This window comes from Bradyrhizobium sp. 23 (assembly GCF_023073295.1).
GTDB lineage: Bacteria > Pseudomonadota > Alphaproteobacteria > Rhizobiales > Xanthobacteraceae > Bradyrhizobium > Bradyrhizobium canariense_D.
In genome coordinates, this window is record NZ_JADPJF010000132.1 from 1 (window position 1) to 14,832 (window position 14,832).

The 14,832-nt window shown below is 57.4% G+C and carries 12 protein-coding genes; 5 read left to right on the forward strand and 7 right to left on the reverse strand.

What is annotated here, in order from left to right; all coding sequences use genetic code 11:
• The 3 genes from IVB32_RS31450 to IVB32_RS31460 form a co-directional block, all read right to left on the reverse strand.
• Positions 1-2,133: Ig-like domain-containing protein (locus tag IVB32_RS31450; protein ID WP_247412628.1), on the reverse strand; the 2,133-nt coding region annotated here is incomplete at its 3' end.
• 715 nt (positions 2,134-2,848) lie between these two features.
• Complete coding sequence (locus IVB32_RS31455; RefSeq protein WP_018456086.1) at positions 2,849-3,088, reverse strand: hypothetical protein; 240 nt, start codon at positions 3,086-3,088, stop codon at positions 2,849-2,851.
• Positions 3,089-3,698: 610 nt separating this feature from the next.
• Positions 3,699-3,854 carry a hypothetical protein gene (locus tag IVB32_RS31460; RefSeq protein WP_157642954.1) on the reverse strand — a complete coding sequence of 52 codons (156 nt, stop codon included), beginning with the start codon at positions 3,852-3,854 and terminating at the stop codon, positions 3,699-3,701.
• Positions 3,855-4,285: 431 nt separating this feature from the next.
• On the opposite strand from IVB32_RS31460, the gene IVB32_RS31465 reads away from it, so the two are divergent.
• On the forward strand, positions 4,286-4,582 hold the full coding sequence (locus IVB32_RS31465; protein ID WP_247412669.1) for a transglutaminase-like cysteine peptidase: 297 nt from the start codon (positions 4,286-4,288) through the stop codon (positions 4,580-4,582).
• A gap of 138 nt (positions 4,583-4,720) precedes the next feature.
• A complete protein-coding gene (gene gmd, locus IVB32_RS31470) occupies positions 4,721-5,812 on the forward strand; it encodes a GDP-mannose 4,6-dehydratase (RefSeq protein ID WP_247372577.1) in 1,092 nt (363 codons plus the stop codon).
• 121 nt (positions 5,813-5,933) lie between these two features.
• Here gmd and IVB32_RS31475 read toward each other — a convergent pair whose 3' ends face one another.
• The 3 genes from IVB32_RS31475 to IVB32_RS31485 all read right to left on the reverse strand — a co-directional run bounded on the left by IVB32_RS31475 (position 5,934) and on the right by IVB32_RS31485 (position 10,078).
• Positions 5,934-7,241: a WcaI family glycosyltransferase gene (locus IVB32_RS31475; protein ID WP_247363702.1), complete on the reverse strand. Its 1,308-nt coding sequence runs from the start codon at positions 7,239-7,241 to the stop codon at positions 5,934-5,936.
• Between the two features lie 61 nt (positions 7,242-7,302).
• Positions 7,303-8,277, reverse strand: a complete 975-nt coding sequence (locus tag IVB32_RS31480) for a GDP-L-fucose synthase (protein WP_247363703.1) — start codon at positions 8,275-8,277, stop codon at positions 7,303-7,305.
• A 772-nt stretch (positions 8,278-9,049) separates the two neighbouring features.
• Entirely contained in the window at positions 9,050-10,078 is a 1,029-nt protein-coding gene (locus tag IVB32_RS31485) for an ABC transporter substrate-binding protein (protein ID WP_247372574.1), read from the reverse strand.
• 358 nt (positions 10,079-10,436) lie between these two features.
• Here IVB32_RS31485 and IVB32_RS31490 point away from each other — a divergent pair, with 358 nt between their 5' ends.
• From IVB32_RS31490 to IVB32_RS43180, 3 genes are read left to right on the forward strand one after another with little or no spacing between them, the layout of a single operon-like run.
• Positions 10,437-11,798 carry an undecaprenyl-phosphate glucose phosphotransferase gene (locus tag IVB32_RS31490; RefSeq protein ID WP_247372587.1) on the forward strand — a complete coding sequence of 454 codons (1,362 nt, stop codon included), beginning with the start codon at positions 10,437-10,439 and terminating at the stop codon, positions 11,796-11,798.
• Positions 11,799-11,827: 29 nt separating this feature from the next.
• The gene (locus IVB32_RS31495) at positions 11,828-12,910 is read left to right on the forward strand and encodes a glycosyltransferase family 4 protein (RefSeq protein WP_247372572.1); all 1,083 of its coding nucleotides are present in this window, start codon (positions 11,828-11,830) and stop codon (positions 12,908-12,910) included.
• Positions 12,911-12,917: 7 nt separating this feature from the next.
• Positions 12,918-14,099, forward strand: coding sequence for a glycosyltransferase (locus IVB32_RS43180; protein WP_346348215.1), 1,182 nt, complete (start codon positions 12,918-12,920; stop codon positions 14,097-14,099).
• Here IVB32_RS43180 and IVB32_RS31505 read toward each other — a convergent pair.
• Complete coding sequence (locus IVB32_RS31505) at positions 14,089-14,826, reverse strand: class I SAM-dependent methyltransferase (RefSeq protein ID WP_247412629.1); 738 nt, start codon at positions 14,824-14,826, stop codon at positions 14,089-14,091. The genes IVB32_RS43180 and IVB32_RS31505 overlap by 11 nt on opposite strands.
• Positions 14,827-14,832: the final 6 nt, after the last annotated feature.

A 14,832-nucleotide genomic window follows, 5' to 3' on the forward strand; every position in this document is an offset into this window, starting at 1 on the left:
GCTGATGGTCTGGCTGGCCTGGTTGACCGGTCCGCCGGCGCTGGTGATCGCAACCGTCGGCGCCGCCGTGTCCAGGGTGAAGCTGAGCGCGGCCGAACCGGTGTTGCCGAAGCTGTCGGTCTGGCTTGCGACGATGGTGTGCGATCCATCGGCCAGCCCGCTCGGCGTAAACGACCACGCGCCTTGCGCATCGGTGGTCGCCGTGGCCGCGACCGGAGTGCCGTCAATGGTGAAGTGCACCACGGTGTTGGCAAGCCCGGTGCCGCTCAGCGCCGGGTTGGCGGTGACGTGGTCGATGGCCGAGGCGCCGGTGTCGACGGTGAGGGTCTCGGTCACTGTCGGCCCGGTGGTGCTGAGCGTGTAGACCACCGCGCTGCTGGTGGCGGTGTTGCCGGCGGCATCGTTCACCCGGGCGGTCAGCGAGTTGCTGCCGTTGTTGAGGCTGACCGTGGTGCTCCAGCTGCCATTGCCCTGCACGACGGCGGTGCCGATCGGCGTGGTGCCGTCGAGGATGGTGACGCTGGCGCCGGCGTCGGCGACGTCGACCGTGCCGGTGATGGTCTGGCTGGCCTGGTTGACCGGTCCGCCGGTGCTGGTGATGGCAACCGTCGGCGCCGCCGTGTCGAGGGTGAAAACAACGGATCCGCTCGTAGTAACGTTGGCGTTAGGGTCCAAAGCCACGATGCTGTGGTCGCCGTCACCTGCCAGCGTGACTGCTATGCTCCAAACGCCGCCAGAGCGGACAGTAACCGTTCCAATTTGCGTGGTGACACCGTTGTAAGTGTCATACAGCGTCACCGTGCTTCCAACGAAAGCGGCATCAACAGTTCCGCTGATCGTCTGACTTCCTTGGTTGATTGGACCGCCTGCGCTGCTGATAATTACAGGTCCGAACGAAGTCGCGACAACAGCTTGCGGCGTATCCAAAACGGGGACGAGCGGTTTCGATGCGGACGCAGAACTTCCCGTGACGGAAGCTAGGGTCACAAAAACCGGAGTGATCGATCCGCCACCCGCTTGGCCCTTCACGTCGTCTGCAATGACGGTGGTCGAGGCTTCGGTAGGTGATGGTGGAGGACTCCCAGCGAACTTCTGCAGCGACTTTGTATCGGCATCTCCTCGCTTGCCGTCGCTAGGTGCCGGAGTGTCTGGGGCGATCTGTTTGCCGATATCGTAGGTCGTCAACACCTGCTGGAAAGCGCTGAATTCCTGCGCGACCTGGCCTGGGCTCTTACTGATGGCTTGGGTGATCACCTCGAAATTGGCAGTTGGCGTGATGGTCAGCGATGGACCGTCGCTGGTAACTATTCCGATTGGATCCCCCGCGGTACAAACGCCTTGAAGCAAGTTAGTTGGGACGCATTTGAAGACCTGCACGGAATGAATCTGACCATCTTGCTGATCGGCAACCGAGATCGAGACCTGCCCATCCACCGCATCGACGTTAAGAAGAACTGCGGTACCGCGAATTCCAATCACGGCACTTGGCGTCGCGATCTGCATGTCACCCGTTTTGGCGACCTGGCCAGCGACGAAGCTGGCCGCGCCTTGGACGAGAGTGAACATCGAATGGTTCGCGCCACTCGTCAGACTGACTAAGGTACCGCTCGCACTACTCTGCCCTTCATACCCCAATTCGTTCAACATGAAGCGAGCGTTTGCACTTAGGTTGAACGTTGAGCCGTCGATTAGAACCAGGCCGATGGTAGAGCCACTTCCAGTCTGCACAACGTCGTTCTGATAGACCACGTCCCCGTTGTTCGCTTCGATGGTAACGCCATTGCGAACGATGCTGGCGCTTCCCGTTATGGTGGCGACATGGCCGATGACCTTTACAGGCGCCGCATTTCCTCCGGCTTGAGCAAAGGTTTGATAGCCCGTCAGTGCTTCGACGACTCTCGCATCGAGTTGCGCGCCGTCTGCCGAAATGAGCGGCGAACGCTTCTCACCGAGAAAGTAGTTGTGAATCGAGACCCGATGGTTGGGATCAGAAATGATGAGATCGGGGCCCGAACGTGCATATTCGCCCGAGAATAAGAGATGTGCGTCCGGAATGATGAGTGAATCAGTTGGGCCAGGCTCAAGGAGGCCAAAGGACCCCCACGCGGCCTCAGATGCAGCAACATCAAGCATTGGGTTTAATGGGGTATTCAAATCTGCGACCCCATGAATAAATTTGCTAATTAATCACATTTAATGTTAATAACACCCGATCGACGGACTGAAAAGCGTTTTTGCAGGCAAAGCTGTATTGGTTTGAAGTCTGTTGATCGTTCGACGCGCAACAATGCGCCCGCGCGTTGTGTGGCGCGATAATACGTGTACGGCGGCGGGACGAGTTGATCTGAATAGTCCCGCATCCAGCCGGACACACCGCCAGAGTCCAACTCGCATGGTGCAACCGAGAACTTTTCGTCGCATGGACCTCATCGAGGTGCGCCGTCAACTAGTGCACGCGCGCAACCGGCATTCCAATAACAGCCTTATTGTAAGGCGTATCAACGGCCTGCTATGCCGCATTTATCACTTGGAGGAAGCGCTCGACCCTAGCCAAGGTGAGCGAATCCGCAAAGCTGTTCAAATTGTGCTACGAGATACGTCGAAGAGTTAGTTTGACCTAAGTCCCGGATCAAGCGGGCAGACAGCAACAGCAGGTCCAGAGCATTGGCGCGAGGGCGTCGCCGATACGTTCTCCCACGATTGAGAATGCCGGCCTTTAGATCTGGATCCAATTTAGGCCATGCCAGCATTGATCTGCATATCGGCCCGTAGGTGCATTCGCTCTCGCGGTGATCTCTGTGCATCCCACTTGCGGACCAGTGGCGCATTGGATCTCGGTTGACCGTTGTTAGCTCTTTTCTGCGGCGTTGAAGCCGGGCTGGCGGCTGCATGCTTGTCTGGCACCATTAGCCTCGACGGCTATCTGAAACGACGAGGCAGACAGCAGCTCCATGGCTGATTGTTCTTCGGTCAGGCGCCTCTCAACATACTGCCGTTCAATCTCAGTCAGCGTAGTTTGAAGCAGGCCCAAATACCGCTCAACGTTCTTTCGATAAATGCGCAAACGAACAAGCTTCTCGTCGATCATCTTTTATCCCGATGAATGGGTGCAATACGCCTGAAAATACCTCTTGAAGAGGCTATTTTTAAATGAGTATATTTAAATTTGGTGCATTTAAAATGGCAGACAAATTCGGTCGGGTCAAGAAGGGGTATCTGCGATGAAATCGATCATGCTCGCAGTCCTAACTCTGTTCGCGATTTCAACCGTCGCGCCGCTCTAATCATCGGCAGCGCTGGCCCAGCAAAACCCACCCGCCAAAGCCAAATTCGCTGAGAAGGGATGCAGGCTGGACGCACGGTACGCCTGCTAATGAGTGGCCTCACATCGCGGCGGCTCGCGAGCCTACATGAAACGTGGGAGCACGGTTGTTGGGTAACGTATAGCGGCCGCTGGGGCAAAAGCCGCTGGCGAGGAATCTTTGTTGGACATGACCTAATGATGAAGCGGCAAACCACGCTCTTCGGGACCCGGAAGCACCGATTTGGTGCAGGCACGAGCGATGGAAGCGCCACTTACAATGAAGGCCAATTTACGATTGGCTCTCGCATCGAGGTAAGGCCCTCAGCGGGGCCACGGTTGTGCGGCAAAACCGGAACGCTGATTGGTGCTGGATACCATCCCAGGAGTCTCCGCGTCATATTGGATGGTTCAAAATCACCAATAACCCTTCACGTTGCATACGTTGCAATTGTAAATGAGAAATTCTGATTGATGCTGCGGCAGCTTGCGTGACGAGTTCATCATCCAGCCGCGGCAGCGACAAATAAGTCTGGTTGATCTGATTCAGCAAAGTCCGCTCTCGGCTTTTCGGGGACGTCAGATCCGCCCAGTGGACCTCACGCCGACAGATTGAGTTGGGTTAACGGCGCAGATTGAGGCATCTACTGCCTCACATTTGATGTGGCGTTTTCATTATTGCGTCGCAATATATAAGGATCGTCCAGCCCATCATGAGGCCGATCCGATGATCCGACATGCTGGTGCTGGCGTGTTGCGTTTGCAGCCGGCCCGCTTACTCCACTCTTGAACTGCAGGAGGTCGTACCTCCGCTGTCATTCATGCTGTGTTGTACCCAGTATCCCGACGACTGAAAGGAACAGCGAGACCGCCGCATAACGGAGTTTCGCTCTCGAGGACAGCGCTGGCGCGAGCTCAACCTGATCAACTCGACGGTCAATTCTGGTATCGCGCCAGAGAGTCTATCCGCAAGCCGGAATGACTATGACTGGCAGATTTTCCCCTCCGCCGGAAACTGTGGGAAATGCTGTAACGAAGCGCCATCTGCTGCTGCGATCGGGCTGGCCGAGCTCGTCTCTGCTCCTTGGTGAAGTCGCTATCCGCACGACAGGAGAACATCATCTGGTATTGCTCGTTCGAGAAGGACGAGCGCTTTTCGTTCTGGACAATCTGAGCGGCATTATCGTCCAGTTGGGTGAGGCTTTGGACAACTACGTCTTCTTGCGCACGGAATCGGATCTGAACCCTCAGCTCTGGACCCGCGGACTCACGAGATCTTAGCTGCGTCCTTCCGCTGCGAAATCGCAATGCGCCCGGCTCGTTAATAATAGCGCACGAACCGGGCCAAAATGCTGCACCGCGGGTAGCCTCGGGACGGGCTTTTGGGTAAGAACACGCATCCATGGCGATGAGATTTTTATGACCAAAAAGCGCGCGTTGATCACTGGTGTTACCGGCCAGGACGGGGCCTATCTGGCCGAATTACTTCTTGGGAAGGGCTATGAAGTCCATGGCATCAAGCGCCGGACCTCCCTTTTTAATACGGATCGCATTGACCATCTTTACCTTGACCCGCACGAGCCCGATCCGCCGTTCCGCCTCCACTACGGAGATCTGACGGACTCCTCCAGCCTCATTCGGATCGTCGGCCAAGTGCAGCCAGACGAGATTTACAATCTGGCGGCGCAGAGCCATGTGGCCGTGTCATTTGAGGAGCCTGAATATACCGCGAATTCCGATGCGCTGGGCACGCTGCGGATTCTGGAAGCGATGCGCATCGTGGGGCTCGAGAAGACGGCGCGCTTCTATCAGGCGTCGACTTCCGAACTATACGGACTGGTTCAGGAAATCCCGCAGAAGGAGACCACTCCTTTTTACCCGCGCTCTCCTTACGCAGTCGCCAAGCTCTACGCCTATTGGATCACGGTGAACTATCGCGAAGCGTACGGCATGTATGCTTGCAACGGCATCCTGTTCAATCACGAGTCTCCTGTTCGCGGTGAGACCTTCGTTACCCGAAAGATCACGCGAGCACTCGCGCGAATCCATTTGGGTCTGCAGGAGCGCCTGTATTTGGGCAATCTCGACGCGCTGCGCGACTGGGGCCACGCCCGCGACTACGTCGAGATGCAGTGGTTGATGCTGCAACAGGAGAAGCCCGAAGATTTCGTGATCGCTACCGGCGTACAGCACTCCGTGAGAGATTTCGTCAATGTTGCGGCCAGCGAAGTCGGAATAAGGATTCGCTGGGAAGGCAGCGACGTCGATGAGAAGGGCTATGACGTCTCTACTGGCAAATGTATCGTGTCGGTCGACCCTCGCTATTTCCGCCCCACAGAGGTCGCGACTCTCTTGGGAGATCCATCGAAAGCCAAGCAGAAACTCGGATGGGAGCCAACGACCTCCTTCGAAACGCTGGTTCAGGAAATGATGAAGAAAGACCTCGAATCGGCAAAGCGGGACGAACTGATCAAGCAGCACGGATTCAGATACTTTCCGCGTCACGAGTGATCCCGAGTTAGATCAGCCGTCACAACGAGGGGCCACGAGGTAAGCGCTCATCGCGACGCTCACCTTTGGCTGCTCTTGTTCGTCAGCCGACGTCATCTCTCCGCAGTCGCGGTCAGACGCCTCAGGGCAAGCGAACCGCATCCTCCACTGGAAGTCCAATGTTGTCGTTAGCGCTTGTCGGTCCGATACCCTTCGGTTCTGTCGACTTGCGCTCCTCCGCCATGACTTCCGACCACCGACGAACAATTGTTTGTCGGTCCCACCGATCAAGGGCACGCTTTCTTCCTTCCTCCGCGTAATGCTCGCGGAGCGCGGATGCCTCGCTAAGCTCGCAAATTGCGGCTTGAAGAGCGGACGAATCTCCAGGTGGAATCACAAGGCCCGCGCCGATGACTTCCGCCGCAAGCCCCGTACCCTCTTCGGCCATGGCGATGACTGGCCGAGCGGACGCGAAGATCGCGCCAAGCTTGGAAGGCAACACCAGATCGGCCGCCTCCGCCTTCTGCGGGATCAGGTGGAAATCTGCAGTCGCCAACAACTCGTTGAAGCTTTCCTTGGGCTGAAGCCCGAAAAAATGGATGTTGGGATGCCCGACGGCCAATTGCTCGAGCCTCGTCTTATCTGGTCCGTCGCCGGCAAGAATAAACCGAATATGTGGATGGCTTTGCTCCAACCCGATCGCGGCCTCGATCACGAACTCAAGTCCTTGCTTGTTCGACATCGTTCCGGAGTAGAGCGCAACGATGTCGGTCTCGCCAAGCTTGAGCTGCTCGCGATATTTCGTCATCCGCGAAGCGGGGCAGATCGCCCGGGTATCAATCCAATTTCTAACCTCAACGGCTTTATCGAGGCCCACGCCTTTGAGGATCAGGCGATCCATCATCGGCTGAGAGATCGTCGAAACATGATCGAAGGATTTGAGGATCGCCGCTTCGGTCCTAAGCATCCATTTGCGCAAGAAACCGTTGCGCAGCAGACCAAGATCGAACGCCGCATCGACCTCGAAATCCTGAATGTGCAGCCACGATTTGGCGCCGACGCGACGAGCCACGAACGAGACGAAGGCAGCCGACATCAGAGACGGGGCCACCGCAATCATGACGTCTGGTCGCCAGGAGAGCGCATTCACGAGGGCCGGCACTGCGCTCGAGAGTGCGAAAGAGGCATGATGGATAAGTCGCTTTGCCCCTGACGGATGTTCGGGCACATAGATCGGCGTACGCGTGACCCGAACGCCATCGATATGCCTCGTTCTAAAGTAAGAACTACTAAAGCGGTGCGGGATCTTCCAGGCGGGATAATACGGCGGAGCCGTGATCACCCTGACCTCGTGACCTTCGGCGACAAGGCTTTCGCAGAGCTCGCTATTGTATTTCGCCACTCCGATCAGATCGGGGGCATAATTGATGCCGACCAAAAGAACACGCATAGAGCCCCGCCCAGATCAAAGTTCAGAATAAAAGATTTTTCTTACAGCCCAAATCGTCTACTCAGCGCGTTGCGCTGACTTCCAGGTGACGTCCGTAGCCCTTCAAAAAATCTGCGTAGGCGGCCGCGAGTCCGGCCCGCAGAGCAACGTTCGGCCGCCAGCCAAGCCCTCGAATTCTCGAGCTATCGAGCAGCTTGCGCGGCGTCCCGTCAGGCTTCGACGTATCGAACGCAAGCTCGCCTTGATAGCCCACGACCTCCGCGACTGCCGTTGCAAATTCGGCGATCGACAATTCCTCGCCACTGCCGACATTGATCGGCAGATCGCTGGAATAGTTCTTCAGAAGGAAGACGCAGGCATCGGCGAAATCGTCCACGTTGAGAAACTCGCGGAGCGGCGTACCGGTGCCCCATACGGAGACACTGGGTGCTTTTGCGATCTTGGCTTCGTGAAAGCGCCGGATCAGTGCCGCCGGGACATGGCTATGATCCGGATGATAATTGTCGCCACGACCATAGAGGTTGGTGGGCATGACCGAGATGAAATCATCACCATACTGCCGACGATAAGCCTGGCACATCTTGAGGCCGGCAATTTTGGCAATGGCATACCACTCGTTGGTCGGCTCCAGGGGACCGGTCAACAATTCGCTTTCGGCGATCGGCTGATTGGCGTGTTTGGGATAGATGCAAGACGAGCCGAGAAACAACAGGCGCTGCACGCCAACCATGTGACTTGCGCGGATCACGTTCAATTCTAGCGCAAGGTTGTCGCAGAGAAAATCGACCGGGAAATTGCTATTGGCAGCTATACCGCCCACCTTTGCAGCGGCGTGGACAACGGCCTCTGGGCGATTGGCCTCGAGCCATTTTAGGGTGGGCTCTTCCTTCGTGAGGTCCAGCTCACGCCGGTCGGCCGTCAGCACGGTGCAGTTTTCTGACGCAAGCCTGCGGACGACAGCTGATCCGACCATGCCTCGGTGACCCGCGACAAAGACACGTTTGCCGGAGAGTTCGTAGGTAGCAGCCCCTGTCATCGCAATCCTCTACCGAAAGCTCGGTGCGCAGGAACCTCATCCTGTGAGATCTCGCGACCGCCGCATTACGCAATCACGCTGCCGATGCAGCCCCGCCGGACAGGTAACACAATCTTCATCATGCGACAGCCTGTCCAGACTACGGGAAGATATTCATGGTGAACCCGCGCCGCGCGCACAAAAGGTTGGCACAGAATGAAATATAAACGAGCAAGGCAGCCGCGTCGGCCGCGCGGCTGCCCTGAAATTCGTTAAAACGGCAGCGCCGCTCGGGTTACTTCAATCTCAGTAGGCCCGGCGCAGGACAGGGCCGAGAGGCGCGCAAACCCGGTCCATATACCAGCCATAGGGCGTCTCAACCCGAACCAGCGGGCAGTGACGCGACGGCACATAACGGTACGGGTAAGGCTGTGCCCAAAAGGTAACCGGCGTTACCTGAGCGGCGCCTGTAAGCAGCCCCGCGCTCGCGGACATCTGCATGCCGGCACTTGCACTGCTCGCTGCCCCCAAGGAAGCGGCCAATGCCAAAAGACTGACCCGCGCAAACGATTTGAACATCATAAAGCTCCTTTGCCCCAACGGAACTCACCAGTGAAGCCATTCAGCCCCTCGCGGGGACCGTTCGGCAGCACTTGAGATCCATCTATCAACCCTAGAAATCGCCCTGAAATAGCTGCGCCAGACTACCAAGGCTCGACGGAGGAACGCAACCGCTCCGACGCATCGGATTCAAGCTTGGAGCAATATGGTGCAGAACTGTGGCTTCTAGGCCCTAGTTCTCGCCGTTCCAGGCGCCCGGTGCGCCAAGGTCCGGCGAGCGACGATAAACATCGCGAAGGAACTGATAGTTGACTGCTTGGGCGAGAGGGACCTCCTCCTCACCCAGCTTCGCGAATATCAGAATGTCCCGAAGGGTCCTCCACCGACTTTCATCATAGTCGGCAATGCGCCCGCCCGTGGGCAAGATGAGGCTGCGCTGCTGCTGCAACTCGGCTTTCAGGCGATCCGAGATCAGCCTTTCGGGAGCAAAGCTGGCGAGAACAGGCACGCTCCGTGCATAATCGCTATAAGCGAACTGCCAGCCCCGGATAAGGCCTTGGAGCACGTCGGTGATCACGGATGGACGGTCATGAATAAGATCGTTGCTGGCGAAATAGACGAGCCCCGGGACATGGATGCCATAGTCCTGCGGTTTTATCATATTCAGCCGGACGTAACCCGCACCGGACGGGCTGGGCTGGTCATCGATGGCGGCAATGATGGCGTCGACCTCGCCGGCGCGGAGGGCATCGAAGCTGTCGCGATCGGCAACCTTTGTCACCTGGCTGCGTGGCAGGCCCAACTGTGCCATCATCGCATCGAAGATCACATCTCCTTCGCTCGCTCTGCGGTAACCGATGCGTTTGCCAACCAGGTCTGGGGGCCGGCGCAAGCCGGATCCTTCCAGGGTAAAGATCGCAATCGAGGTGTCGAGGAAGCTTGCAGCGAACGCCGTTACGGGGACGCCGCGCCAGGCGGCCAGCAGAAACTTTTGGCCGCTCGTCACGCCCATGGCATGTTCGCGTGCGATCGTTTCAACAAAGTTCGGGTCGTCCGAGTGCGGGCGCAACGCGATCTGCGAAGTGAAAAAGCCCTGCCTGAGCGCGATCATTTCGCCGGCGAAACGCGCCGCGTAGGGTCCGTCGAGGAGCAGACTCGCCAAAGCCGCGGGGGTCGCCCCCTGCCGCAGCGGCAACGAATCCGGGCGCAGCGCGATCAGGGCCAAGCCCAGCAGGGCAACGGTCGCAAGGCCAATCGCCACATACCGGCTGAACCTTCGCCTGGATCGCCGCCGGGACCGGGTCTGAGGCACTGAAGGCTTCCTAACGGGCTGTGAGATTTAACATATCGGGTGAGGGCAAATGCGCTACAATCAATCCATTGGGGTAAGGTTACTTTTTCCTTCGCCTTGTTTTAATTGCGATTCTGCCCGATAGCACGGTGTATTCGGATAATGAATTGATCGTAAGTGAGCTTTTAGCGCGATGACAATTCTATCACCACGACCGGCCTCGGTGCCTGATTCCGTTGCGGAACTTCGTGTGCTCGAGCAAGGTTCGCCGGCACCTCAAGGTTTAGCCTGGAGCTTTCTTCGTCCTCTGGTGGTGGAACGCCTGGTGATGGTCGGCGACGCCGTGCTGGTGGTGCTGAGCGGCATCGGCTGCGCGGTCGCCTATCATCTCTACACCCAATCGGCGCTGGGCAAGGCCAATGTCTACGCCGCGGCGAGCGTCTTGGTCGCCATCAACTTCATCCTGCTGACCACCGTCCAGCACGGTTATCGGCTCAAGAACATCACCAGCCTGTCGCGCGCGTTCCGCACCACGGTGACGACGTGGACCGGGCTGTTCGGGGCGCTGCTGGCGCTCGCCTTCACCATGAAGGTCAGCGAGGAGTTTTCCCGCGGCACCACGCTCTCGTTCTACCTGGTCGGTCTCACGGTGCTGCTGGCCTGGAAGCTCGCGGCCGGGCGCTGGACCGCGAGGGCGCTTGCGACCGGCGCGTTCGCCAACAGCCGCGCGGTGATGATCGCCGAATTCGGGCTGCCGGCGGCCTCCAACACCATGATGGACCTCGCCCAGCACGGCTATCGCCTGATGCGGATCATGGAGATCCGCTCCGCCGACCTCGCCTCGCCGCTGCTGCTGTCGGCGATCGCGCCGCGCTTTGACGAGCTGATCGCCTATGCGCGCGAGAACCGGGTCGAGCATATCTTCCTCCTGATGAGCTGGAGCCGGCAGCACGCGATCGACAGCATTCTGGACGCGCTGAAGATCCTGCCCGTTCCCGTGCATCTGGTGCCCGATGCCCACGCCGCGCGCTTCCTGCGCTATCCGCTGCAATCGACCGGCAACACCTTCACCGCGGAGCTGCGCCGCGCCCCGCTGTCCCGGAACGAACGCGCGCTCAAGCGCACGCTCGACCTTGCCGGCACGGCCCTGGCGCTGATCGTGTTCGCCCCCGTGATGCTGGTGACGGCCGTGCTGATCAAGGCGACCTCGAAGGGGCCGGTGTTCTTCCGCCAGACCCGCAACGGCTTCAACGGCCGCGCCTTCAAGATCTACAAGTTCCGCACCATGCGCGTGCTCGAGGACGGTCCCAAAATCGTGCAGGCGCAGAAGAACGACCCGCGCGTGACCGCCATCGGCAAATGGCTGCGCAAGACCTCGATCGACGAGCTGCCGCAGCTCTTCAACGTGCTCAAGGGCGACATGTCGCTGGTCGGCCCCCGCCCGCACGCGGCCGCCCACAACACCGAATATGAGCAGATCATCGGCAACTACGCCTACCGCCACCACGTCAAGCCCGGCATCACCGGCTGGGCCCAGGTTAATGGTTACCGCGGAGAAACCCGCGCGCTCGAGATGATGCAGAAGCGCGTGGAGTATGATCTGTGGTACATCAATAACTGGAGCTTGTGGTTGGATGTTGTGATCATGCTACGGACAGCATTCGGCGTGCTCCACGGCTCCGCATACTGATTTTGTGCCCTGGATCGCTTCACGCTCCCATGCCCAATCGACGCTTCATCGTGGTGATCGGGCAGATTCCGCCGCCCATGGACGGGCTGGCGTACATCACGTCGGAATACGTCAAGCTTCTGAGCGAAGATCATGACGTTAGAGTTTTAGACATCTCGCCAAAAGCTACCAAGCGAGGCGTTGCTTACCATCTGTCGAGAACCGTAACAGTGCTGCGTGCCTCGCTGCACCTGATCTACAATGCATCCCGAGAAAACCGCCTCTGTTATATGCCTTGTCAGAGCGATTTCGGGCTAGTCTATACGATCCAACTCCTGGCTTTGGCCCGGCTCCTGGGGTATCCGACCTACCTCCATCATCACAATTTCGGATACATCAACGAGAGGCGCCGAATGATGCAGGTCGCTCTCCAAGCGGGCGGCCCGAAAGTAGTTCACATTTTTCTTTGCGAGCGCATGCAGGAACGGTTTAGCCAAACGTATTGGAAGCCGGCTACATCGGTCGTGATTTCGAACGCCGCGTTCGTATCACCTCAGGCGAATCAAACAATCAACTCACCTGGAACGCCCCTGAAAATTGGACTGCTCAGCAACCTTAATCGCGAAAAGGGGCTCTACCTGTTTCTTGATCTCTTACGCGCAGCGCGCGATCAAGGCTTGAGCTTGCAAGGAACACTCGCAGGACCGGTGCGCGACCCAGATGACAGAAGCGCTCTCGACGCGGCAGAAAGAGAGCTTGGCGAACGACTACACTATGTCGGACCTCTCTACGGCGACGAAAAAACCAGCTTTTACGAGTCGATCGACGTCTTTGCATTCCCGACGACTTACGTCAATGAAGCTCAGCCAACCGTTATATACGAAGCGCTTGCCGCCGGAAACTTGATCTTGACCTATGAACGCGGATGCATTCCGTCCCAAGTAAGGGATAATGGGCTTGTGATTTCTCAAGACCTGCCGTTCATTCCTCACGCGCTGTCCTGGCTTCAGAACCTATCTGAACGCAAGTGCGCAAGCGGACGCGCGTCTGTAGCAGATCGGGCTTCCGAGCTACACAGAGCCGAAAGAGCGAGGGCGCGCACGTTGTTTACCCCCGGCGCTCTAGACGGTTGATGCCGACATGTCACCGCATAATCACAGCAAGACAGTCCTCGTTTACAGAAACGAACTCCTACCAATTTCGGAAACTTTCATTAAGGAGCAGGCACTGGCCCTTCGAAGATGGAAACCGATCCTGGTTGGGCGGCGGCTGCTAAATCAGCTGCCACTGGAAGGAATTCCGCTCCGACTTCTCGCCTCCGCACGGCCAACCCTAAGCAATAAGCTTGCGTCGGAGGCAAGGCGTTTGGCCGGCATAGTCCCCCGCAATGCTATCCATACGTTGAGCTTAGAGAACGCCCAGCTTATTCACGCGCATTTTGGTACAGACGCACTGGATGCTTGGCCGATCGCTCGAGCCCTTAAGGTGCCCATGATAGTAACGTTGCACGGATACGACATACGTGTGCATCGAGAATGGTGGCAACAGGGGAATGCCGGCCTTCGGATGCGCTTTTATCCTCGGCGTCTACTTCAATTGTCCAAACACCCACGCGTTGGATTCATCGCGGTGTCAGAATCTATTCGGGATCAAGCCGTCAAATTCGGAATACCGAGCGAGAAGGTTCAGGTGCGCTATATAGGAATAGATACAACCAAGTTTTCCCCTGGTCCGACACCAGTAAGCCGGCGCGCTCCGCGCGTCTTGTTCGTCGGACGCCTCGTGGAAAAGAAGGGCTGCGCTTGCTTGATCGAGGCAATGGCTGTAGTTCAAAAAACCGTCCCTGCCGCTCGACTAGTGATCGCAGGAGATGGACCTCTCCGAAAGACTCTCGAAAGGCTAGCCGACCTGCGAGGCATTCAGGTCGAGTTTCTCGGAAGCTTGCCGAACCAAAATGTCAGGCATGAACTCGATCGCGCTCGCTTGTTCTGTCTGCCCAGCGTGACTGCCGCAAATGGCGATGCTGAGGGCCTACCAATTTCTATTCTCGAAGCGCAGGCATCCGGCGTTCCGGTAGTGACCTCGGCCCGGGGAGCAGTCGGCGAGGCGGTTAAACACGGAATGAACGGCCTTTGTTTTTCTGAAGGAGACGTTGTTGAACTGGCCTCTGAATTAGTTACGCTTTTGACCGACGATGAGCTGGTCGATAAGATATCCTCCGCAAGCGTTAGCTCAATCGCGAGTTCGTTCGACCACAGGATGCTCACTGCTGAACTGGAATTAACCTATGATGAATCAGTGCGCAGCGCGGCTATCGTGTAGCAACCATAAAATATCCTAGCGGAAACTGTGCAGACGTCTTTCTGGTCAAGCGTTTACCGAGCCCGGTTTTTGCGAAACTCCAGCTAATTGCTTGCAGGAGCTTCGCAGAAGAGCTCCCAATGACTGGAAGCAACAGCAGATTCTTCGACAAAACATCGGCAATGACTTCAAAGCTACCACCCAGCGGATCGAGGCCGATCACGTTCAATTTGGCCTCCAACATTAGTCGGCGCAACGCGAATTCGGTATACCGATAGAAATCAAACGGCGCTTCGTGCAGCGGATAGTAGAACGGCACACTTACTAAAAGCTTCCCCCCGGGAGAGAGTAGACGCGCGATCTCCTTGCACAAGTCGAGCGGGACTGGAATGTGCTCAAGAACATCGGAAAGAATTATTGTGTCAAAGGCAGAATCTGGGAAATCAATTGGCTTGGTTAGATCAACCTCTTTGTCCAAGTAGTTCGTCTCATGCAAACTATTTCCCCAATCAACGCAGGTAACCTCGGTGACCAGATCTTTGTACACGCCGTAGAGGGGGGCTCTCCCGCACCCCAGATCGAGCAGCCGGCCCCGAGCATGCGTCTTCAAAGCGGGAAGAAAATTTGAGGCGATCAAATTTGCCATCAGTCTCGATGCGACACTGACGTCATTCGGATCATTCGAAGCAAACAGGCTTCCATTTCGTAGGACGTACTTTGTTTCCTTCCAAGATTCACGGTTGCGCAATTTATC